A 23,355-nucleotide genomic window follows, 5' to 3' on the forward strand; every position below is an offset into this window, starting at 1 on the left:
GAGGGGTTCCATGGAGGATCTCGTCATCCGTGACGCGGACGTGGTGGACGGCACCGGAGCCCCCTCGTACCGCGCCGACGTGGTCGTCGACGGCGGCCGGATCGTCTCGATCGTCCAGGAGGCCGCCGCGGCGGGCTGCCAGCGCCCGCGTGCGACACGGGAGGTGGACGCGGAGGGCCTGGTGCTCTCCCCCGGCTTCGTCGACATGCACGCGCACAGCGACCTCGCCCTGCTGCGGGACCCCGACCACAGCGCGAAGGTCGCGCAGGGGGTCACGCTCGAAGTCATCGGCCAGGACGGGCTGTCGTACGCGCCCGTCGACGACCGCACCCTCGCCGAGGTCCGCAGAGCCATCACCGGCTGGAACGGGTACGGCGACGACATCGACTTCGCCTGGCGGTCCGTCGGCGAGTACCTGGACCGGCTCGACCACGGCTTCGACGGCGAGGGCATCGCGGTCAACGCCGCGTACCTCGTCCCGCAGGGGACCGTGCGCATGCTGGCCATGGGCTGGGAGGACCGCGAGCCCACGCCCGAAGAGCTCGGCCGGATGCGGCAGTTGGTGGCCGACGGGATGCGCGAGGGCGCCGTCGGCATGTCGTCGGGCCTGACGTACACACCCGGCATGTACGCCAAGGACGCAGAACTCACCGAGCTGTGCCGGGTCGTCGGCGAGTACGGCGGCTACTACTGCCCGCACCACCGGTCGTACGGGGCCGGGGCGCTCGAAGCGTACGAGGAGATGGTCGCCCTCACGCGGGAGGCGGGCTGTCCGCTCCATCTCGCCCACGCCACCATGAACTTCGGCGTGAACAAGGGGCGGGGCGCCGAGCTGCTGGCCCTGCTGGACGGCGCGCTCGCCGACGGCGCCGACATCACGCTCGACACGTACCCCTACACCCCCGGCTGCACGACGCTCGTGGCCATGCTGCCGAGCTGGGCGAGCGAGGGCGGCCCGGAGGCGGTTCTCGCGCGGCTGGAGGACGAGGACACCGCCGAGCGTATCCGGCACCACATGGAGGTCGTCGGCGCCGACGGCTGCCACGGCGTCCCCATCGAGTGGGACACGATCGAGATCTCGGGGGTGACGAACCCGGAGCTCTCCTCGTACGTCGGCAGAACCGTCCAGCAGTCCGCCGACGAGCGCGGCGAGGCCCCCTGGACGACCGCCCGCCGGCTGCTCGTCGCCGACCGGCTCGGCTCGACGATCCTGCAGCACGTGGGCCACGAGGAGAACGTCCGGACGATCATGCGGCACCGCGTCCACACAGGCGGCTCCGACGGCATCCTGCAGGGCGCCAAGCCCCACCCGCGCGCGTACGGGACGTTCCCGCAGTACCTGGGGCGTTACGTACGGGAGTTGGGGGTGCTGTCGCTGGAGGAGTGCGTCGCGCACCTCACCTCGCGGCCCGCGGCCCGGCTCGGGCTCGCCGACCGGGGACTGGTGCGCGAGGGGTACCGCGCCGACCTGGTGCTGTTCGACCCGGGCACGGTGGCCGCTGGGTCCACGTTCGCGTCACCGCGGACGCTGCCCGTCGGCATCCCGTACGTCCTCGTCGGCGGCCGGTTCGCGATCGAGGACGGCCGCCGGACGGACGTGCTGGCGGGGCGGGCGGTGCGCCGGGCCCAGGCCCGGTGACCGCCCGCCCCGCGGGGCTGTCCACGCCTGCGGCTGTGTACGCCTACGGCTTGGGCAGGGCGCAGCCGCTCGCGCTCAGGTCGAGCTTGTTGTCGACCCCGAAGCAGGCGGGGATCTGGTAGGTCTCCTGGGCGTAGTTGATGCCCTGGCGGACCGTCACGTTGCCGCTCTCGTCGACCTCACAGGGGTTGTTGAGGGTGCAGCGCTCGCCGTCCTCGTTGCCCGTGTTGTTGACGGCGACGACCTTGCCGGTGGCCTGGTCGACGACCGGAGAACCGGAGGTGCCGCCGATGGTGTTGCAGGCGGAGGTGTAGCGGACCGAGTCCTTCCAGGTCCAGTCGCCCTCCTTGAGCCGGTACGCGAACCCGTCGACGTTGCAGTTGTAGATCCGCTTCCAGTAGCCGGAGACGACGCTGATGGCGGTTCCGGCGGTCGGGCGCGTGTCGTTGAGGGTGAGCGCGTTGATGCCGTACGAGCTCTTGATCTGCGCGTACGTGGTGGTGAGCTGGTACAGCGCGACGTCCGTGTCCGTCATCGTGCCGTACGAGAGCTTGCTGGCCCGGAGCGTGGCGACGCGGCTTCCGGCGGAGTTGAGCAGGCCGAAGGTGCGGCTGGACGCCCGGTCGACGACGACCTCGCCGGCCGCCGGGAAGCCGGACTCCAGACAGTGGCCGTTGGTCATCACCAGCGCCGGGTCGTTGTCCTCGGAGTCGGGCATCCGGACGACGGAGCCGGAGCAGTTGCTGAGCGAGACGGTGCCGGCGAAGTCGACGGCCTGGGCGGACGGTTGGGTGATCCGGCCCACCGTCGCCGTGGCGGACGTGACCAGGTCCGTGACCTCGGACGTGATCGTGTCCGTGTCAGCGCCCTTGCCCACCGAGGCGGGGTCGGCCGCGGGCGCGCTCGCGGCGACCGCGGGTGCCGTGCCCGCTCCGGCCAGTGCCAGGGCGAAGACTGCGGCGACGAGAGGTTTTCTCATGTGGGGGTCCCCTCTTGCGACGTGGGTGACGGAAGGTTTCCGATCACCGCGTGTTTGTCATGCGCATTGTGAGGGGCGTGGAATGGGTGAGCAAGGAGCTCTTTCCGGACGCACGGCGTCCGCGACTGATCCCACGACCGACCGCCCGTGGACCATGATCGGGGCAACTGGCGGCCTCGCGCACCTACTTGGGGCCGTCTTGGGCACCTTGTTGCGCGGACTCCACCGGATCTCCGCATTGCGACGGATTGCGCGACGACTTACTCGGGGTCACCCCGGCTGACCTGGCATCACTTCGGCTTCTTGGTGGAACCCTGCCCGCGGCCCGGGTTGTTGCCGGAGTTGCCCCTGTTCGACTCACTCGTGGTGGCGGAGGCCGCCGGGGCCGAGGACGTCCCGCCGGCGGAGGCGGAGCCGGCCGGGTCCGCCCCGGCGCGGTCGGCTGAAGAACTCGCCGACGCGCCGTCGGAGGACCTGGGCGACGTTCCGTCGGCCGCCTCCGAGGCGTCCCGGGACGACGGGGTCCGCGGGGCGCCGGGCGAGCCGCCCGCGCCGGGCTTCTCGCCGGCCGGGGCGGATTCCCGCGTCGCCGGGGACTCCTGGGTCCCGCGTCCCGAGGAGCCGGAGCCGAGAATCCCGGTGATGGTGACGGCCGCGAGGACCGCGCCCACGCCACCGGCGACCAGGACCCCGCGCCGCCCGAGCCGGCCCGCGCCCACACCGGCCCGCCACCCCTTCCGTGGCCGGCGGCGACTCCCCGTCCGCCTTCGGCGCCCGTCCCCGCCCACACCTCCCACGCCGTCCTCGACCGGGCGCACGCCGCCCTTCCCGACGGAACCGGTCTCCGTGGACACCCGCCCGGCGTAACCGTCCTCGACGAGTTCCATCCGCACCGTGTCGTCGTAGGCGTTCTGCCAGCCGTGTGCGGCGGCCGGGTCCCGGTACGCGTCGTAGACGGGCGCCGCGTCGGCGTCACCGTACGGGTGGTACACGTTCGGGGGACCCTGGAGACCCCTCTCCTCCCCGGATGGGCCGGTCATCCCGTTCGCGCCGTTCGCCGCGTCCACTCCGTATGCCGTGTCGTTGCGTTGAGGGTGGCTGGACATGGGCGCGCATTGTAGGGACCTTCGGGGTTCATGAGACAGCAGAGGCGCATATGTACCCATAGCGGTCGGCTCACGTGGTGGAAAACACGCCACAGGATGCGTTACCGGGCCGTAAGCTCGCGGACATGCAGGTGATCCAGTCGACCAAGCTCGCCAACGTCTGTTACGAGATCCGGGGCCCGGTGCTCGAGGAGGCGATGCGGCTTGAGGCGGCGGGACACCGCATCCTCAAGCTCAACACCGGCAATCCGGCCGCCTTCGGCTTCGAGTGCCCTCCCGAGATCCTGGAGGACATCCTCCGCAACGTGTCGTCGGCCCACGGGTACGGGGACGCCAAGGGCCTGCTCGCCGCGCGCCGGGCGGTCGTCATGCACAACCAGACCCTCGGCATCGAGACGGACGTCGAGCACGTCTTCATCGGCAACGGCGTCTCCGAGCTGATCGTCATGGCGATGCAGGGCCTGCTGGACGACGGCGACGAGGTCCTCGTACCGGCCCCGGACTACCCCCTGTGGACGGCGGCGGTCTCGCTCTCCGGCGGTACGGCGGTCCACTACCGCTGTGACGAGCAGTCCGACTGGATGCCCGACCTCGCCGACGTGGAGCGGAAGGTCACCGACCGCACCAAGGCGATCGTCATCATCAACCCGAACAACCCGACAGGCGCGGTGTACGACGAGGCGATGATCAAAGGGCTCACCGACATCGCCCGCCGCCACAACCTGCTGGTCTGCTCGGACGAGATCTACGACAAGATCCTGTACGACGACGCCACCCACCGCCCCACGGCCTCGGTCGCGCCCGATCTGCTGACCCTCACCTTCAACGGCATGTCGAAGGCGTACCGGGTGGCGGGCTACCGGGTGGGCTGGATGTCGATCTCCGGCCCGCGGGCGCACGCCGACTCCTACATCGAGGGCCTGACGATCCTGGCGAACATGCGGCTGTGCGCGAACATGCCGGGACAGCACGGTGTGGTGGCCGCGCTGAGCGGCCGCCAGACGATCAACGACCTGGTGCTGCCGGGCGGCCGCCTGAAGGAGCAGCGGGACGTGGCGTACGACCTGCTGACGCAGATCCCGGGCGTGACGTGCGTGAAGCCGAAGGGCGCGCTGTACCTGTTCCCGCGTCTGGACCCGAAGGTCTTCAAGATCAAGGACGACCGCCGGATGGTCCTCGACCTGCTGCGCCGCGAGAAGATCATGGTCGTCCAGGGCACGGGCTTCAATTGGCCGGAACCCGACCACTTCCGCGTGGTGACCCTGCCGACGGTGGCGGACCTGACGTCAGCGATCACCCGGATCGGCAACTTCCTGGACGGCTACAGCCAGCCGTAGCGCTGCGCTCGCTTCGCCCGGGCGTCCGGGCCGGGTCCGGACACGGGCGGGTCCGGGCCCGGGCGGGTCCGGACCCGGGCGGGTCCGAGTCAGGGTCCGGGGCCGGTCCGAGTTCGGGGCGGGTCTGGATTCGGGGCCGGTCTGGGCCCGGGTCTGGGCCCGGGTCTGGGCCCGGGGCCGGGGCCTGGCCCGGGGCTGCGCCCCTGGCTGCCTCCCGGGCAGGTCCCCTTCGGGTCCGGGGCGACGCGTGCAGGGTTCGCTGTTTCGGGACGGTGGCCCGGACCCTTTTCTTTGCGGCCCCTTGAAGATTTCGGACTCCACTCAACTTTAGACGAAATCTAAGCTAGGATGGGTGGACGAGAGCTTGGAGGCCATCCCATGTACGAACCGATCCGCACCAAGTCGGTCCACACGATGGCCGGCACCACCGCCGACTTCCCCCACCGCTCCCGCGAGGAAGAGCTGGACATCCAGCTCGCGGGTCATCTCGCGGCGCTGCTGACCGTGACGGACGAGCTCCGCGCGCTGGCGCCGTCCGACGACCTGGACGTGGCGGCGGAGCGGCTGGCCGGGCAGGTGGCCCGGCTGCGGGGCGGGCGGCCGCCCGTGCGGTCGTCGGCGTCCGCCGCCGGCCACGACGCGCGCACCGCGGCACTCCACGAGCGGGCGCACACCCTCGCGGGCCGCGCCCTCGTCGTCGCCGCGTCCCGTGCCGACACGGCGGCCGCGATCCTCTCCGCCGAGCGCATGGACGCGCACACCGCGGCGCTGGCCGGCGAGCTGACCACCACGGGCTGAGCCCTCCCCCGCCGGGGGTTCCCACGAGCGGCCCCGGTCCGCGCGCACCCGCAGCGACGTGCGGACCGGGCGCCACAGCACGGCGGCCACCCCAGCCACGGCGGAGCGCCGGGGCCCGTCACAACCCCGGCGCTCCATGCCCCCGTGCCAGAACCGCCACCACCAGGCAGCACCCCACTGGTCACCGCACGCGATCAGCCCAGCAGAACCATCAGAGCGGCGAAAACGAGCAGCATCAGGACGACCAGCAGCCACACCGGCCAGGTACCGCGCTGTCGCGGATCCGCGGGGCCACCCCCACGGGGGCCATCCCCGGGGCGCCTCGGCTCGTCGGAACGGTCATGCGAGGAGAAGCCACCAGCTGCCACGGGACCTCACTCCTCCCGTACTCCTCCGGCACGCCTTCGATCGTGCGCCACCCCGAGTACCCGCCCGCTCCGGGGACAATCAGCCGCAGCAGAGCCGTAGAGGCAGGTGCCCGGACGCGTTGTCCGGGCACCTGCCTCTTCAGGGATCGCTCACCGCGGCCGACCGTGACGACGTCGCAGGTCAGGGCAATGTCGGGCCGGCCGCGGAGCCACGGGTGTCAGCCCAGGCGCCGCACCAGGGCGTGGTACTCGTCCCACAGCTCCTTGGGCGTGTGATCACCGAAGGTGTTGAGGTGGTCGGGAACCAGCCCCGCCTCCTCACGCCACACGTCCTTGTCGACGGTGAGGAGGAAGTCCAGGTCCGACTCCGACAGGTCGAGACCGTTCGTGTCGAGGGCCTCCTTCGTCGGCAGAATGCCGATCGGCGTCTCCACGCCCTCGGCCCGCCCGTCCAGCCGGTCCACGATCCACTTCAGGACACGGCTGTTCTCACCGAAGCCCGGCCAGACGAACTTGCCCTCGTCGTTCTTCCGGAACCAGTTGACGTAGTAGATCTTCGGCAGCTTCGCGGGGTCCTTGCCCTTGGCGACCTCGACCCAGTGGCCCATGTAGTCGCCCATGTTGTAGCCGCAGAAGGGCAGCATCGCGAACGGGTCGCGCCGCAGTTCGCCGACCTTGCCCTCGGCCGCCGCGGTCTTCTCCGAGGCGACGTTCGCGCCGAGGAAGACGCCGTGGTTCCAGTCGAAGGACTCGGTGACCAGCGGCACGGCCGTGGCGCGGCGGCCGCCGAAGAGGATGGCCGAGATCGGCACGCCCTTCGGGTCCTCCCACTCGGGCGCGATGATCGGGCACTGCGAGGCGGGGACCGTGAAGCGGGCGTTGGGGTGGGCTGCCGGGGCGTCCGCGGACGGCGTCCAGTCGTTGCCCTTCCAGTCCGTGAGGTGCGCCGGGGTCTCCTTGGTCATGCCCTCCCACCAGATGTCGTTGTCATCGGTGAGCGCGACGTTCGTGAAGACCGAGTTGCCCCACAGCGTCTTCATCGCGTTGGCGTTGGTGTGCTCGCCCGTGCCGGGGGCCACCCCGAAGAAGCCCGCCTCGGGATTGATGGCGTAGAGGCGCCCGTCCTCACCGAACCGCATCCACGCGATGTCGTCGCCGATCGTCTCGACGGTCCAGCCGGAGATCGTCGGCTCCAGCATGGCGAGGTTCGTCTTGCCGCACGCCGAGGGGAAGGCCGCGGCCACGTACTTCGACTCGCCGGAGGGCGGGGTCAGTTTGAGGATCAGCATGTGCTCGGCCAGCCAGCCCTCGTCGCGCGCCATCACGGACGCGATGCGCAGGGCGTAGCACTTCTTGCCGAGCAGCGCGTTGCCGCCGTACCCGGAGCCGTACGACCATATCTCGCGCGTCTCGGGGAAGTGCGAGATGTACTTGGTGCTGTTGCACGGCCACGGCACGTCCGCCTGGCCCGGCTCCAGCGGGGCGCCGAGCGTGTGCACGGCACGCACGAAGAAGCCCTCGGAGCCCAGCTCGTCCAGCACCGGCTGCCCCATACGGGTCATGGTGCGCATGGACACCGCCACGTACGCGGAGTCGGTGATCTCGACGCCGATCGCGGAGAGCGGCGAGCCCAGCGGCCCCATGCAGAACGGGACGACGTACATCGTCCGGCCGCGCATCGATCCCCGGAAGATGCCGCCGTCGCCGTCCCTGCCCCGGAAGATCTCCCGCATCTCGTCGGGGGCCTTCCAGTGGTTGGTCGGGCCGGCGTCCTCCTCCCGCTCGGAGCAGATGAACGTACGGTCCTCGACCCGGGCGACGTCGGTCGGGTCGGATGCCGCGTAGTAGGAGTTGGGGCGCTTGATCGGGTCGAGCCTCCTGAAGGTGCCCTTGTCGACAAGCTCCGCACAGAGCCGGTCGTACTCGGCCTCGGATCCGTCACACCAGACCACGCTGTCCGGTTGCGTCAGTTCGGCGATCTCGTTCACCCACGCGATCAGTTCCCGGTGGGTGGTGGGGACGGTATCTGGGGGAGCCGCGATGTCCTGCGCCACGATTGCTCCTAAATGAGGGATTTTTCATTGGGACGCCCCGTGGGGGCCGCGACCCGGATGCTTCGCCAGATGGATCTTCTGGCGCTCATCCGGTGCCGACCGCACTCATTTGATCATCCGACGCATCCGCCCATATGTCCAGAGGACCTCACACCTGAGCGACGTGACCATCACCACTCGGTAGAATTCGCCCATCCGGTTTCGCCCTGTCACCGGCACTTCACCACCGGTATCCCGGATTCGGGCGACCGGTGAGAGCATGGCCACTCTTGAGCGCCCAACCTGTCGGACTGATAGGTCACTTACGGCGCCGTAGGTACGATGCGGGTCATGACTGCGTCCGCCTCCGACGCGCCCACGGACTTGCCGGTCACCGACCGCGGTCCCGCCGCGCTCTCCCTGCCGCATCCGATCAAGCCACGACTCCGAGGCTGGCTGCACGCGGGCATGTTCCCGGCCGTGATCGTCGCGGGTCTGGTGCTCACCGCGCTCGCGAACTCGACGCGGGGACGCATAGCCTGCGGCATCTACATGCTGACGGCCTGCCTGCTCTTCGGGATCAGCGCGCTCTACCACAGAGGCGACTGGAGCCCGCGCATGGACGCCGTCCTGCGCCGCCTGGACCACGCGAACATCTTCCTGATCATCGCGGGCACCTACACACCCCTGACCCTGCTGCTCCTGCCCGACAGCAAGGGACAGTGGCTGCTGTGGGGCATCTGGGGTGCCGCACTGGCGGGCATCGTCTTCCGGGTGTTCTGGATCGGGGCCCCACGCTGGCTCTACACCCCCTGCTACATCGCGATGGGCTGGGCCGCCGTCTTCTTCCTCCCCGATTTCCTGCGGACGGGCGGGATCGCCGTCCTCGTCCTGGTGATCGTCGGCGGCGTCCTCTACAGCGCGGGCGGCGTGATCTACGGCATCAAGCGCCCGAACCCGTCACCGCGCTGGTTCGGCTTCCACGAGGTCTTCCACTCCTTCACCCTCGCCGCGTTCGTCGTGCACTACGTCGGCATCTCACTCGTGGCCTATCAGCACGCCTGACCCTCCCGTCCTGCCGGTTCTTCCGGCCAACTCCTCCTCGGTGGCCGCGGCTCGCAAGCCGCGGCCACTTCGCGCGTCAGGACCAACCCGGGCATCACTGTCCGTAACCGTCATGGGCCCCGGAGTGACCCACAGGCCCCGGTACCGGACGGCGCGGCTCCGGATCTGGCTCCGGGCCGGACCCATGGCCGACAATGAGCGACATGACCACGGCACGAACTCCTGTTCCGGACACGGCCCGCCGCCCCCCGGAGGCGGAGCGCCGGCTGAGCCTGCGGGAGCGCAAGAAGCTCAAGACACGCACCGCGATCAGGGACGCCACCTACCGGCTGGTCAAGGAGCAGGGGTACGAGGCGACGACCATCGAGCAGATCGCCGAGGAGGCCGAGGTCTCTCCCAGCACCGTCTTCCGGTACTTCCCCACCAAGGAGGACATCGTCCTCACGGACGAGTACGACGTCCTCGTCGAAGACCTGCTGCGCGCGCGTCCGGCGGACGAGCCGGTGCTGGAGTCCGTGCGGTGGTCGATCCGGCAGTCGCTGGCCCTCGCGGTCGCCGGCACGCCGGACTTCGGGGACGAGGCGATGAGGCTCCGGATCGGGCTGCTGGTCTCGGTCCCCGCGGTGCGCTCGCGGATGATGGAGACCATGTCCGTCACGGGCCGTCTGATGTGCCGTGCGCTCGCCGAGCGCACGGGACGCGACGAGGACGACCTCGAAGTGCGGGTCTACGCGATGGGCCTGATGGGCGCGCTCCTCGAAGCGATGATCTACTGGGCCGAGCGCGACTACCAGGACGACCTGATGGACGTGGTCGACCGCACCCTGGGCACCTTCCAGAGCCTCCCGAGGAAACGGTGACCCCGGCCGCGCGGGGCACCGGAAAACCACCGGCCGGCCGCGGGCGGCCATGACATCCTGATCCGGTGAACGGACCTGAGATCCACGTCGAGTTCGCCCCCGAGCTGGGACTCTTCGTCCCCCAGGGGCGGCGGAAGGGCGCCACGAAGGTCGTCACCGACGGCGTCTCCACGCTCGGCCACGTCATCGAGTCGCTGGGCGTCCCCCTGACCGAGGTCGGCGCGCTGGTGGCCGACGGGCGTGAGGTTCCCGTCTCCCATGTGGCCGGGCCGGGAGAGACCGTGGAGGTGCGGCCCGTGGCCCGCCCCCAGCGTGTGCCCGGCGCCCCGCTCCGCTTCCTCCTCGACGTCCACCTCGGCACCCTCGCCCGCCGGCTGCGCCTCCTCGGCGTCGACGCGGCCTACGAGTCCACCGACATCGGGGACCCCGCCCTCGCGGCGCGCTCCGCCGCGGAACGCCGGGTCATGCTCAGCCGTGACCGGGGGCTGCTGCGGCGGCGCGAGCTGTGGGCCGGGGCGTTCGTGTACAGCACGCGGCCGGACGATCAACTCGACGACGTGCTCGACCGGTTCGCGCCCGAGCTGCGGCCCTGGACGCGCTGCACAGCTTGCAACGGGCTGCTCAGGGACGCGGCGAAGGACGACGTCGTGGACCAGTTGGAGGGCGGGACGCGGCGGTCGTACGACGTGTTCGCGCAGTGTGAGGAGTGTGGGCGGGCGTACTGGAAGGGCGCGCACCACGACCAGTTGGAAGCGATCGTGGTGCGCGCCCTCGCGTTGTGCTCCGAGCGCCGTTGAGGGGCAGCGCCCCTCGAACGGCTAGCCCTTCCTCACGTCACCCTTCCCGCACGCCACCCCGTCCCTATTCCTGTCCAGCCTCAGCGGGTCGTCCTTGCCGTTGACCTTCAGGCGCCCGTAGTCGTGCTCCTTCAGCCACGTGCAGCGGGCCTTCGTCGTGGGCTCGACCTCGGACGGGAAGTCCGTCGGCACGCACACGTTGGCGGAGCCGTAGTGGCGGTCGCAGCCCGAGATCGCGGTGCTGACCTTCTGCGACTTCCTCTTCTTGCCGGGCCCCGTGACCTTGCCTGTCAGGGAGTCGGCGAAGGAGTGGATATGGGCCGAGGCGGTGTCGTCGGACGATGTGGAGGACAGCGCCGCCAGCGCCGACGGGCCCTGGAGGTGCACCCACTTCGCCACCGAGGGCACGCCGTTCGCGTCGACCGCGAAGAGCATGTACCAGCCGGGCGGCGCCAGGTTGGGGTTGCTCGTGACGTTCAGGTCGACGTTGTTGCCGTCCACCGACAGGGGCAGGTCCACGAAGCGCTGGTTCGGGTCGGAGGAGTGCGTCACCGCCGCCGGACGGATCAGCTCCGCCTTGGCGATGGGCCGGTCGACCGTGATGCGCTGCGTGTCGCCGTACTGCCACTCCGTGTCGATGACGGACGTGATCGTCGGGCGCTCGCCCTTGAGCAGGTACGGCGGCGTGTAGATGGACACGTCGTGGTTCCACGAGCCGTTGCCCGGGTTGTCGCCCGTGGCCATCACCCGGCCGTCGGGCAGCAGGAACGCGGACGAGTGGTAGCCGCGGGCCTCGGGGTCGGCCGCCACCGGGTCGAAGGTGTTCGTCGCCGGGTCGTAGATCGACGACTCGTACACCGGGTCGGCCCGGTTGTGCAGCGCGCCGCCCGTCTCCAGGACCTTGCCGTCGGGCAGGAGCACCGCGGAGACGTACATCTTGCCCTGGTTGCCGGTCTGCGGGACGGGACCGTTGCCCGTGTCGACGGTGCCCTGCGGGAGCGGCGGGCCGGCGACGTACGACGGGTTCGCGGCCTTCAGGTCGATGACGTCGGTGAGGCGGTTGGCCTCGGGGTTGGAGTCGATGTTGCCGCCGCCGATCGTGAGGACCTTCTGGTCCTGGGCCGGGGGCAGCAGCACGCTCGCCGACTGGTCACGCTGGTCCTTGTTCTGCAGGCCGGGGATCTGCGTGACCGAGTTGGCGTCGTAGTCGTAGATCGCCGAACCTGTGCCCGGGATGTTGTTGCCGAAGACATGGCTGCCCGAGTAGAAGAGCCGCCCGTCCTGCATGAGGATCATCGACGGGTACAGGCCCCAGAACGACCAGGTCTGGTTGACCTTCCACAGCGGCTGCCACTTCTGCTCGGCGTCCGACCACAGCTCGGCGGTCACCGAGCCGGAGGAGTCCTCGCGCAGGCCGCCGAACGAGATGACGTCACCGTTGCCGAGCTCGGTGGCCGACGGGTACCAGTGGCCGTCGTTCATGTCGTTGGTCTTGCTGTAGGTCTCGGTGACCGGGTCGAAGATGTACGAGTCCTTGTAGCCCTCGTAGCCGTGCCCGCCCGGGACCGGGTACGCCTTGTTGCCGCTCATGACGAGCACGCGCCCGTCGTCGAGCTGGACGTGGCCGGCGCAGAACATGTCCTTGGGCGTGGGGATGACCTTGTACGTTCCGGCCACCGGGTCGTAGACCGCCGACGTGAACGTCCCCGCCTCGAACATCGTCTCGCTGTTGCCGGAGCCGGCGATCAGCAGCACCTTGCCGTTCTTGAGGACGACGGAGTGCATGGAGCGGACGGGGTTCTGGGTGGGCAGGACGTCCCACCGGCCGTTCGCGCACTCGTCCGCCGTGCCCGTGCACTCGGGCTCGGGGACCGGGTCGGCGACCTGCTCCATCGTGTAGTCGTCGGTGGTGGCCGATCCGGTCCCGTACACCGACACGCCCCAGGTGATGCGGTCGGTGCCCGCCGGGACCGCGGGGGTGCGGACGGAGGCCTCGGTCCAGCTGCCCGCCATCTCCAGCGTCTTCAGGTCGGTCCAGTACTGCCAGCCGGCCGTGGTGTCGTGCCGGAACAGGGTGACGTTCGCGTCCGGTGTGGTCGTCTTGTACCAGAGCGACAGGTCGTACTGCTTGCCCGGTGTGACCACCGGCGCGCACTCGGCCGTCTCGGTGATCATGGCCTTGCGGTCGCCGTCGACGCGCCGGGTCAGCTCGACCTTCATGGCTTTCGAGCCGGAGTGGGCGCCGGAGACGGTGGAGAAGGTGAAGTCGTTGTCGCCCCAGCCGGACTTCTCCCAGCAGTACGGCATGCCGTCGGTGCCGGCGGTCTCGAAGCCGGGGTTCTTGATGAGGTTGGCGGCGGACGCGGGCTGGGGTACGGCGAGCAGCAGGCCCGCGGCCAGCGCGCCCACGGCCAGCAACGACGTCCTCCGCGACGCTCTCATCCGGAGTCCTGGTCTCGTCCGGAGTCCCGGTCTCGTCCGGAGTCCCGGCCCCCTACGGAGTGTGGGTCCCACCCGAGCTCTCATGCGGTTCTCCTTGCTGTGCGGCTCCCGCGCCCGGCCTTGTTCCTGCGCGGCAGATAGACCAGCGCCTCGGTCCCGGCGAAGCGCAGGACGAACGTCGTCACCAGCGCCAGCGCGGTGGCGGGCAGCGCGTCCATGCCGAACTGGCTGACGAACAGCGCGATCAGCGGGATACGCAGCACCAGGTCGGCGTTGGCGAGCAACGCGAACCGGCCGAGGCGGTCCCACCCCTTGCGGTGCCTGCGCCGCTCGCGGAAGCACAGGTGCTCGATGAGGAAGAAGTTCCAGAGCACCCCGAGCTGGTTGGCGAGGATCTCGGCGGGCACGTAGTGCATGCCTGCCGCGGTCAGCGCGTACAGGCCGGCGAGGTTCGGTACGAATCCGGTGACGCCGATCAGCCCGAAGACGATCATGCGGGCGACCGGTGAGGCGGTCCGCAGACCCGCCAGGTGGCGCAGGAACCTGAGGCCCTCCTGCGCGGTCGACTTCGACTCCCCCGCGAACCGGTCCTGGAAGACGAACGGCACCTCGGTGACCTGGCGCGGACGGCTGCGCACGGCGAGTTCGAGGAGGATCTTGTAGCCGAGCGGCTGCAGGACGCCGGCGGTGACGGCGCTGCGGCGGATGGCGAAGAAGCCGCTCATCGGGTCGCTGATGCCGTGCAGCCGGCGCGGGAAGAGGGACTTGGTGAGCCAGGTCGCCCCGCGGGAGACGGCGACGCGGTAGCTGCCCGCGAGCCCGGCGCGGCTGCCGCCCTTGATGTAGCGGGAGGCGACGACCAGCCCGGCCATGGCCCGCTCACCCGTCGCCACCAGCTCGGGCACCAGCGACGGCGGGTGCTGGAGGTCGCCGTCCATCACGACGATCCAGTCGGAGGTCGCCGCCTTCATGCCCTCGACGACCGCTCCCCCGAGCCCGCCCACCGGTTCGTCGCGGTGGATCACGGTGACGGGGAACGGGCAGTCCTGCGCGGCTTCCTTGATCACCTGGGGGGTGTCGTCGGTGGAGTCGTCGACGAAGACGACCTCGCAGGGCAGCCTGCCGGGCACCGACTCGGTGATCTGGTGCAGCAGTTCGCGTACGTTGGCGGACTCGTTGAAGGTGGGTACGACGATGGTGACGGCACCGGGTTCGGGAATCTCGGCGCCGTCCACGGCCGGGTCGTTCAGCTCCCCGGGGACGGTGGACTCGTAGCTGCTCATCGGTCGCCTCCCGCGGCCGTGCCGGACTTGATCTGCCTGATCTCGATACGGTCCTCACCGGTGCCGAAGGTGGCGACCGGAGTCGAGTGCTCCATCGCGGCCCTGACGCCCGGCAGGTCGACCGCGTCGCGCCGTACCGTCGGGGAGGCGACCACGTAGTCGAGGTCGCGCCAGCCGCGCGGCATCGTCTTCGTCACCGCGGGGTCGAGGTCGGCCTTGTAGAACCAGATGGCGCCGAGGCCGGGCTGGTAGCCCTCGTGCACGAGGTCGAGCCAGAGCGCGTCGTCGACGAGGACGCGTGTCCTCCCCGGGTTCTCCACCTCGCTGCCCAGCCACTCGGCGGCGGCCTGGTAGGGCGCGTTGGCGTCGGCGGTCATGGCGGTGCGGTTGCCGTCGTACCAGCGCGGGACCACGTACGCGGCCGAGGCGCCCACGAGCACCGCCGCCACCGCGTACCGCCCCCAGGTGAGGTACTGGTGCTCGTCCTCGCTCCGGCGCCGCCGCAGAACCGCGTGGGCCACGCTCGCGGTGCCGCCCGCGAGGACCAGGGCGAGGAAGGGCAGCGCCTGGATGACGTACATCGCGGGCAGGTAGCCGGGGCGCATGGCCATCCCGGCGAGGATCGCCACGGCGAGCGCGGGTCCGGCGAGCGCCCGCGCGGTCACCGACCAGCGCCAGGTGACCAGGAGCAGCAGCGCGCCGGCGAGGCCCCCCAGAGGGAGCACCCGGTCGTAGTAGAGCCACGACTGGAGCACCCCGTACGAGCCGGAACCCGGGTCGAGGATGAAGCCCGAGCCGGGGCGGGTCATCTGGTACGCGATGCCGTCCCACAGCGAGACGTGGCCGTCGCCCGGGAGCAGCTCGCCCTTGAGCAGGGCGAGCAGCGGGTACGAGATGCCGATGAGCGCGCAGGCGGTGACGGCGCCGGTGAGGGCGAACTTGCGGGTGTCGCGGTGGCTGTGCCGCCACATGGTGACCATCACCGCGGGCAGGACGAGGAGCATCGTCTCCTTGGTGAGGACCGCCATCGCGGCCGCGATCCCGGCGCCGAAGTGGTGCCAGAGGTGGCGGCTCGGCGAGGCGGCCAGGCAGAACGCCAGCAGCGTCCACATCACCGCGATGTTGTCGAGGAAGATCTCCCGCTGGAGGACCACCGACAGCGGGGACAGCCCGAACAGGACCATGCCGAGGCCCGCGGCCCAGCGCGGCAGCGACAGGCGGCGTGCGAGGACGTAGACGAGGACGGCGCTGACCGCGCTGACCACCAGCATCACCGCGCGCATCGAGCCGACGGTCATCGACTCGGGCGCGAAGTGCGCCGGGATCCAGGTCAGTACGGCTATCTGGATCCAGCCGAGGGGCGGGTGGTCGTACCAGTACGTGTAGTGGGCGAGGCCCCGGCCCTCCTGGACGGCCCAGGCCTGGGCGAGGTAGGTGCCCTCGTCGTCGCTGAGCGTCGGGTAGTCGGCGATGTTCCAGCCCTGGACGATGAGGATCGCGACCAGGAGGACGGCGCACAGGGCGAGGTCGGGGCGCGAGCTGCGCAATCGTTTCGGCGGCGCGGGGGGCGCCTGGGGCGTTGTTCGAGGGGCCGAACCGGCTTTTGGCGCAGCTGTCCGCTGCGCGGGGACCTTGACTCCGGTCGCCGCGGGAAGGGTGGAGGTCACGCAGGAACGTCCTCTCGGTTCACGTGCGCGAGATGTGCGCCGACGTGGCTGGTCAACTCCCAGTCGTTCTGGCCGCGTTGCTCACGCCATACGGCGCGGACGGCGGCCCCGGCGAGGAGCACCTGGTAGAAGGGGCCGCCCACCACGAGCTTGAGGTAGTGGACGAAGCGGACACGCAGCCCGTACTGCTTGCCGAAGTCGTGCAGCCCGACGACCTCGAAGACGAAGGTGACGAGAGCGGTGACGGCCGGCAGGAAGGTGATGAAGGCGACGCCGACCGGCACGTCCAGGAAGAGCGCGATGGCCACGTTGAGCGGGATGACCACGCCCGAGATCGCCTGGAGATAGGGCGTCATCAGGGTGTAGCGGGCGAGCAACCGCTGCCCGAAGCTCGGCAGTTGCTTCCAGTCCCGCTTGCGGTAGACCTGCAGGAAGCCCTGGTTCCAGCGGGTGCGCTGCTTCATCAGCGACATGAGGCTGCCGGGGGTCTCCTCGCGGGTGACCATGTCGGAGTCGTACGCGACGACGACCTTCTTGCCGACGCTGGAGAGCCGGACGCCCAGGTCGCAGTCCTCGGCGAGGCAGTTGGGGTCCCATCCGCCGGCCTCGCGCAGGACACCGGTCCGCACGAAGACGGTGTTTCCGCCCAGCGGAATGAAACCTTTCTGCGCATGCAGATGGAGCCGCGACCGGAACCAGAAGAAGTACTCCAGGCAGTTGCGCAGGCTGTACCAGCTGGAGTGGAAGTTGATGAGCTGCACGCCGCCCTGGACGACGTCCGCCCCGGTGGAGCGGAACGCGTGGTCGACGTGGGCCAGGAGCTCCGGGTGGACCTGGTCCTCGGCGTCGAAGACCCCGACGACGTCGCCGCGGCAGTGCGGCAGCGCCGTGTTCATGGCCTTCGGCTTGTTCTTCTTCTCATGGGTGTCGACGACGACCCGGACGCGCGGGTCGCGCTCCGCAGCCTTCCGGGCCACCTCGGTGGTCTCCGGGTCGTCGTGCCCGACGATGACGATGATCTCGAAGTCCGTGTGCGTGGACTCCAGCAGGCGCTGGATGGTGTGGTCGAGCACGGCCTGCTCGTGCCGTGCCGGCAGCAGCAGCGAGAAGGAGACGTGTTCGTCCCCGTCCGGTCTGCTGAACCGGGTGGAGGCCAGCACCTCGGGCGTGCGCCACGCGTGCATCTGCCACCACAGGGTGAACGCCGCCATCCAGAACAGAGCGAGCGAAACGGCAGCGATGAAGACAGACGTCAGCAAAAGATCCCCCCAGATCCCCAGTACTCGTGCGCAACAGGACATGACTGGTCCATCGCGAGTCACATCTGTCGCGTCACTGTGCAGAGATTAGGGGGGAACTGTGAAGCCGGAGGGCACTTCCGTTAAATAACATGTTTCGGATTGGGCGCCGATGTAACCCGAAGTATCCGAACAGGGACCGTTTCAGACCGTTCTGCAACCGCTTTCGCCCGTTATTTCAGCGGCTCAGCGCCGCCCTCAGGCGATCCGCGTCGGTCGTCGGGGCATCACAGGTGAAGTTACGGCAGACGTACGCGGTCGGTTCACCGCCGACGAGCGGACGGTCGGCCAGCAGCGGCAGTTCGCCACTGTCCGCGGTCCCCACCGCTACGACCGCGCCCGGCGCGGTACCGAGAAGTGCCGTACGGTGCAGGGCCCTTGTCCCCGGATCGTCGGCGGCGGGTCCCACGACGGCGACCTCCCGGGGCCCGTCGAGAAGCGCCTCGGCGGTGGCGAGCCCCCACCCGATGAAACGCGGCACACGCGGCCCGAGAGCCTTCACCACACCCAACGCCCGTTCCGCGGCGGTGCGATGGGGTGCGGAACCGGTGTGGGCGGCATACCCGAGCAGCGCCCCGGCCGCCGCGCTCCACCCGGACGGGGTCGCGTTGTCCGTGGGATCCTGCGGCCGCCGGATGAGCCGCTCGGCGTCAACAGCCGTGTCGTACAGAGCGCCTGACTCCTCGTCGGTGAACGAGGCGAGCACATGGTCGAGCAGGAACCCGGCGAACTCCAGCCAGACGCCCTCCCCGGTGACGGACGCCAGCGCGAGGAACCCCTCGGCGACATCGGCGTAGTCCTCCAACACGCCCGCATTGGCGCCGACTTGCCCGTCCTTACTGGTCCGGGAGAGCCGCGCCTGCTCGTCGAGATGCAGCCGTACGAGCAGATCACCGGCCGCGAGCGCCGCCTCGACCAGGTCCGGGCGCTCGAAGTACGCGCCGGTCTCGGCGAGCGCGGCGACGGCGAGGCCGTTCCAGGCGGCGACCACCTTGTCGTCGCGACCGGGGGCGGGCCGCGCCGAGCGCGCGTCCAGGAGCCTGCGCCTGATGGACTCGACGCGCCCGGCGTCGAACACGCCCTCGTGCTGCGGGAGCTGGAGGACGGACTGCCCGTGCTCGAAGGTGCCCTCGTCGGTGACACCGAAGTAGTGCGCGGCGAGCTGGGCGTCGTCGTCTCCGAGGACGTCGGTCAGCTGCTGCGGGGTCCACACGTAGTAGGCGCCCTCGACATGCCTGCCGGTCCCGTCGTCGCTGTCGGCGTCGAGCGCGGAGGCGAACCCTCCCTCGTCGGTCCGCAGCTCGCGCACCATGAAGTCGGCGGTCTCCAGGGCGACACGGCGAGCGAGCTCGGAGCCGGTGGCACGCCAGAGGTGAGCGTAGACGCGGCAGAGCAGGGCGTTGTCATAGAGCATCTTCTCGAAGTGCGGCACGACCCAGTCGCGATCGACGGAGTACCGCGCGAACCCGCCCCCGAGCTGGTCGTAGATGCCCCCGCGCGCCATGCGCTCGCACGTGTCCTGCGCCATCTGCAGGGCACCCTCGGAACCGGTCCGGGCGTGGTGCCGCAGCAGGAACTCGATGACCATGGACGGCGGGAACTTGGGCGCCCCGCCGAACCCGCCGCGCGAGGCGTCGTACTCCCTCGTCAGCCCGAGCAGCGCCTGAGCGAGCTCCTCCTCCCCCGGCACGTCCATGGCGCCGTACTTCAGCTCCCGCCCGGCCAGATCCCGCACGATCTTCCCGGCGACCTCGGCGACCTCGTCCCTCCGGCCGGCCCACGCGGCCCGCACACCCTCCAGGACCTGCCGGAAGGAGGGCATGCCGTGGCGGGGTGCGGGCGGGAAGTAAGTCCCGAAGTAGAAGGGCTCGGCGTCGGGCGTGAGGAACACGGTCATGGGCCAGCCACCCTGCCCGGTGGCGGCCTGCACGGCCTCCATGTAGACGGCGTCCACGTCGGGGCGCTCTTCGCGGTCGACCTTGACACTCACGAAGTGCGCGTTGAGGTACTCGGCGGTCTCGTGGTCCTCGAAGGACTCATGAGCCATGACGTGGCACCAGTGACATGAGCTGTACCCGACACTGAGCAGCACCGGCACGCCCCTCTTCCGTGCCTCCTCGAACGCGTCGGCCGACCAGGGCCACCAGTCGACGGGGTTGTCGGCGTGCTGGAGGAGATAGGGGGACGTCTCGTGGGCCAGTCGGTTCGCCATGGTGTCCATCATTCCCCAGTACCCCGATCGAGCAGGACTCCGCGGGTCGCCGACGCCACGGACAAACCTCCGGACGGGCGGTCGGCCCCGGCCGCCCCGCACTCACACCCCACGCCCCCCATTCCGGCCCTCTCGCCTCAAGGCCCCATCCGCAGCACACTTGGCCGGGAACGCCGTTGCTGCGAGCGAGGGGGACGTGTGATGCGGAACGGCCATCGGGTGGAGGCCGAGCGGCTGCTGGCGAGGGCGGTGGAGGAAGAGGTCCGGCGGTCGGGTGGCCGTACCGACGGTGGCGTACTGCTCACCAGGGCACGCGCCGCGCTCGACGCCATGGCGGAGGCGGCCAGGGAGGAGTACGCGGCCTACACCCGCGCACTCGACGAGGCCGAGGCCGGCCAGGTCACCTTCGCCCAGCGGTACGCGAAGGAGGGCGCCGGCACGCCCCTGCTGGTCGCGGCCGTGGCCGCGGTCGCGGCGGCCGTCGCCGACCTGGCCCTCGGCACCGGCGCGGGCACCGCCCTCGGCGCCGGTGTCACGGTGGGCGTCGTCGGCGCCGCCGCCACCGTGCTGAAGGTGACCGCCTCCCACTTCCCGGCCGCCCACCACCGCGCCGGAGCGCTGGGCCAGCCCGGCGGCCCCGAACAGCTGCGACTCCAGTGGCTGACCGCCCTGGAGGTGCGCGGCATCCGCCCGTTCCTCGACCAGCAGCGCGTACTGAGCGCGAACACGAGCGCCGCCGCCGGCGCCGGCACGAAGAAGGGCGCCCCCCAGCTGCGCCGCACCGACAAGAGCGCGGCGGCACGCAGAAGAACTGTGCTGGAGCAGTCCTTCCAGCAGCTCCCGGAGGCGGACGGCCCGTTCGCGGGGCGGCGGGCGGAGATGGCCCGAATCCGGCAGTGGGTGCAGGCCGCGCGGGCCAGCACCGAGACCCGTTCGACGGTCGTCGTGCTGCACGGCGCCCCCGGTTCGGGCCGTACGACGCTCGCGGTGCGCGCGGCCCGTGATCTGAAGGACCAGTTCCGCGGGGCGTGCGTGGTGGACATGCGCGGTGACAGCGCGGGTGAGCCGCCGCTGTCCACCCGGGACGCCCTGCTGCATCTGCTGAATCGTCTCGGCGCGCCCCGCGAACAGCTTCTCTTCCGCGAGCGTTCCTCCCCCGACCAGCAGGTCAAACGGCTGGGCGAGCTGTACCACCAGCATCTGACGGGTCTGCCGGTCACGATCATCCTGGACGACGCCTCGGACCCCGAGCAGGTCCGCGCCCTCGTCCCCGACCGCTCCGACAGCCTCGTCCTGGTCACCGCCCGGGGACCCCTCGACCTGCCCGCCGACGTTCCCGCCTGGGTGCACCAGCTGCCGGTCGAGGCCCTGGACGAGGCAGGCGCGGAGGAGCTGCTGGGCGCGGTGGCCCAGGACAGTTCGGCGCCGTACGACGCGCAGTCCTGCGAGCACATCCGGGAGCTGTGCGGCGGTCTCCCGCTGGCCCTGCGCGTCGCGGGCTCGTCCCTCGGCGGCACGCGCACCCCGCCCCGGCTGGCCACGGACCTGGGCGCGTACGGCCCGGTGGAGCCCGTGGAGCGTGCCCTGTGGCTGCGCTACACCGACCAGCCGGACCCGGCGCGGCGGCTGCTGCGGCGCCTGGCCCTGGCGGGACGGGCGTCCCTGGGCGTCGCCGCGGCGGCCTCCTTGCTGGCCACGGACGAGCCGGAGGCCGGCCGGCACCTGACCGCACTCGCCCGCGCGGGCCTGATCGACCACGTGCGCGGCAACCGCTACCGCCTCCACGACCTCGTCCGCGTCTTCGCCCAGGCCCGTCTGCTGGACGAGGAGGATCCGGCGGAACGGACGGCGGCGCACGAGCGCCTGATCGTCACATACGCGGAACTGGCCGACTCGGTACTCCGCCTGGTCGACGGCAAGATGTCGACCCGTTCGGACCGCTTCGGGCCACACGGCTTCACCTCGCTCGACGAGGCGCTGCGCTGGCTGGACGACGAGTCCAGCTTCATCACGGCCGCGCTGCGCCACACGGAGGGCGTGAACCAGGCGGCCGTCCTGAACCTGCTGGGCGCCCTGTGCGACTACTGCCTGCTGCGCGGCGACCTCTACCGGCTGGGCGAGATCAGCGAGCTGGCCCGCGCGGTCGACCAGGGCCTGCTGGTGCGCTCGGTCCAGTGGCGCACGGGCATCGCGGCCCGTCAGCTCGGCGAACTGGACCAGGCCCGCACCACCCTGTCCTCCGTCGTCGACCTCTACATGGAGGCGCACCACGACGCGGGCGCGGCCCGTGCTCTGTGCTCCCTCGGCATCACGCTCCACCACCAGGGAAACCTGACCGAGGCGGCGGCGAAGCTCCGGGAGGCACTGGACCTCCAGGCGGCGCCGGAACTGGCGGTGGACCGGGCCTGGACGATGCACGCTCTGGCGGCGGTGGAGCGGGACCGGGCGAGGCCGGCGGAGGCCCTCGACCTCCTCACCCGGGCGCTGGTGCTGCACGGCGAGGGAGAGTCCGTGCACGGCCAGGCGTGGGCGCACTTCCAGCTGGGCCAGCTGAAGCTGCGGATGGGCGACGTGCCGGGCGCGGAGGCGGAGCTGCGCGTGGCCCTGGACCTGTACGGCCGCACCCGCGACGCCCGCGGCACGGCGTGGGCCATGACCCAGCTCGCCCGCGCCCGCATGGTCTCCGGCGACGCCACCGCCGCCGTCGACGGGCTGCGCCAGGCGGCCGCCCGCCACCAGGACAACGAGGACGCCCGCGGCGTGGCCTGGTCGGTGTACTACCTGGGCCAGGCCCTGGAGGAGACGGGCAACCTGGATCAGGCGGTCCGGGAGCTGGAGCGGTCGAGGACGATGTTCTCGCGGATGCGGGACGTGTACGGGCTCGCCTGCGCCCGCCACCACTCGGCCCGGGTGACCCGCGACCAGCGAGCCGTCCAGACGGGTTCGCTGCGCAACTCCGGTTTCGCCCGCCAGCTGCTGGTCGACGCCCGTGCGGACTTCCAGCGCATCGGCGTGGCCCACGGCGAGGCGTGGACCTGCCTGGAACTGGCGGTGGTCGACGCCGGCAACGCCCGCACCCAGCAGGCCCTGTCCCTGTGCGACGACGCCCTGTCGCTCTTCGCCGCCTACGGCGACCGCCGGGGCGAGGACTGGGCCAGGTTCCTGCGGTGCACCCTGCTGCCCTACGCGGCGCCGGGCGGAGTAGAGGTCGGCACGGCGGTCGCCCAGGAGGAACTGGCCCAGCTCTCCCGCGCCACGCACCCGCTGCGCGACACCAAGCTCGACGAGTACGTGGACGCCTACCAGTTGCTTCTGGAGCGAGGGGTCGACCTGGACGCCGGGTGGCGGGCCTGGACCCTGGGGATGGTGCCGGACCGGCACGCCCGTGAGGTCATGGGGGTGCCGGTGGCGGCCCGGCAGTGACTGCCTCCACCGGGCCCCGACTGCCGGTCACCCTCGGGGGACCGGCGG

General features: G+C 70.8%; 15 protein-coding genes. 7 read left to right on the forward strand and 8 right to left on the reverse strand.

The annotated features are described in order from the left end of the window. Positions 1 to 10 precede the first annotated feature (10 nt). The gene (locus ACZ49J_RS37335) at positions 11 to 1,639 is read left to right on the forward strand and encodes an N-acyl-D-amino-acid deacylase family protein (RefSeq protein ID WP_467457152.1); all 1,629 of its coding nucleotides are present in this window, start codon (positions 11 to 13) and stop codon (positions 1,637 to 1,639) included. 43 nt (positions 1,640 to 1,682) lie between these two features. Here the strand turns inward: ACZ49J_RS37335 and ACZ49J_RS37340 are convergent, their stop codons facing one another. Further along, positions 1,683 to 2,618: a trypsin-like serine peptidase gene (locus ACZ49J_RS37340; RefSeq protein WP_467450512.1), complete on the reverse strand. Its 936-nt coding sequence runs from the start codon at positions 2,616 to 2,618 to the stop codon at positions 1,683 to 1,685. 290 nt (positions 2,619 to 2,908) lie between these two features. Then, the gene (locus tag ACZ49J_RS37345) at positions 2,909 to 3,724 is read right to left on the reverse strand and encodes a hypothetical protein (protein ID WP_467450513.1); all 816 of its coding nucleotides are present in this window, start codon (positions 3,722 to 3,724) and stop codon (positions 2,909 to 2,911) included. A 125-nt stretch (positions 3,725 to 3,849) separates the two neighbouring features. Between ACZ49J_RS37345 and ACZ49J_RS37350 the strand changes: the two genes are divergently transcribed. After that, on the forward strand, positions 3,850 to 5,061 hold the full coding sequence (locus ACZ49J_RS37350; protein ID WP_467450516.1) for a pyridoxal phosphate-dependent aminotransferase: 1,212 nt from the start codon (positions 3,850 to 3,852) through the stop codon (positions 5,059 to 5,061). A gap of 378 nt (positions 5,062 to 5,439) precedes the next feature. Beyond that, positions 5,440 to 5,859 (forward strand): SCO4983 family protein, encoded by a 420-nt coding sequence (locus ACZ49J_RS37355; protein ID WP_467450518.1) that lies wholly within the window; start codon positions 5,440 to 5,442, stop codon positions 5,857 to 5,859. A gap of 586 nt (positions 5,860 to 6,445) precedes the next feature. Here the strand turns inward: ACZ49J_RS37355 and ACZ49J_RS37360 are convergent. Then, positions 6,446 to 8,281, reverse strand: a complete 1,836-nt coding sequence (locus ACZ49J_RS37360) for a phosphoenolpyruvate carboxykinase (GTP) (protein WP_467450519.1) — start codon at positions 8,279 to 8,281, stop codon at positions 6,446 to 6,448. Positions 8,282 to 8,611: 330 nt separating this feature from the next. Between ACZ49J_RS37360 and trhA the strand changes: the two genes are divergently transcribed. The 3 genes from trhA (at position 8,612) to ACZ49J_RS37375 (ending at position 10,982) form a co-directional block, all read left to right on the forward strand. Beyond that, entirely contained in the window at positions 8,612 to 9,325 is a 714-nt protein-coding gene (trhA, locus tag ACZ49J_RS37365) for a PAQR family membrane homeostasis protein TrhA (RefSeq protein ID WP_467450520.1), read from the forward strand. A gap of 203 nt (positions 9,326 to 9,528) precedes the next feature. Beyond that, positions 9,529 to 10,185, forward strand: a complete 657-nt coding sequence (locus ACZ49J_RS37370; RefSeq protein ID WP_467450521.1) for a TetR/AcrR family transcriptional regulator — start codon at positions 9,529 to 9,531, stop codon at positions 10,183 to 10,185. 65 nt (positions 10,186 to 10,250) lie between these two features. After that, a complete protein-coding gene (locus ACZ49J_RS37375) occupies positions 10,251 to 10,982 on the forward strand; it encodes a Mut7-C RNAse domain-containing protein (RefSeq protein ID WP_467450522.1) in 732 nt (243 codons plus the stop codon). Positions 10,983 to 11,003: 21 nt separating this feature from the next. Here the strand turns inward: ACZ49J_RS37375 and ACZ49J_RS37380 are convergent, their stop codons facing one another. The 5 genes from ACZ49J_RS37380 to ACZ49J_RS37400 all read right to left on the reverse strand — a co-directional run bounded on the left by ACZ49J_RS37380 (position 11,004) and on the right by ACZ49J_RS37400 (position 19,884). Then, positions 11,004 to 13,424: a galactose oxidase-like domain-containing protein gene (locus ACZ49J_RS37380; RefSeq protein WP_467450523.1), complete on the reverse strand. Its 2,421-nt coding sequence runs from the start codon at positions 13,422 to 13,424 to the stop codon at positions 11,004 to 11,006. 80 nt (positions 13,425 to 13,504) lie between these two features. Beyond that, complete coding sequence (locus tag ACZ49J_RS37385) at positions 13,505 to 14,707, reverse strand: glycosyltransferase (protein ID WP_467450524.1); 1,203 nt, start codon at positions 14,705 to 14,707, stop codon at positions 13,505 to 13,507. Next, complete coding sequence (locus ACZ49J_RS37390; RefSeq protein WP_467450525.1) at positions 14,704 to 16,374, reverse strand: ArnT family glycosyltransferase; 1,671 nt, start codon at positions 16,372 to 16,374, stop codon at positions 14,704 to 14,706. The genes ACZ49J_RS37385 and ACZ49J_RS37390 overlap by 4 nt, the downstream gene beginning before the upstream one ends. Next, positions 16,371 to 17,633 (reverse strand): glycosyltransferase, encoded by a 1,263-nt coding sequence (locus ACZ49J_RS37395; RefSeq protein ID WP_467450527.1) that lies wholly within the window; start codon positions 17,631 to 17,633, stop codon positions 16,371 to 16,373. The genes ACZ49J_RS37390 and ACZ49J_RS37395 overlap by 4 nt, the downstream gene beginning before the upstream one ends. 217 nt (positions 17,634 to 17,850) lie before the next feature. Continuing rightward, complete coding sequence (locus ACZ49J_RS37400; protein ID WP_467450528.1) at positions 17,851 to 19,884, reverse strand: thioredoxin domain-containing protein; 2,034 nt, start codon at positions 19,882 to 19,884, stop codon at positions 17,851 to 17,853. A 201-nt stretch (positions 19,885 to 20,085) separates the two neighbouring features. Here ACZ49J_RS37400 and ACZ49J_RS37405 point away from each other — a divergent pair, with 201 nt between their 5' ends. After that, positions 20,086 to 23,307 (forward strand): tetratricopeptide repeat protein, encoded by a 3,222-nt coding sequence (locus ACZ49J_RS37405; protein WP_467450530.1) that lies wholly within the window; start codon positions 20,086 to 20,088, stop codon positions 23,305 to 23,307. Positions 23,308 to 23,355: the final 48 nt, after the last annotated feature.

The organism is Streptomyces sp. NPDC030840 (assembly GCF_055572015.1).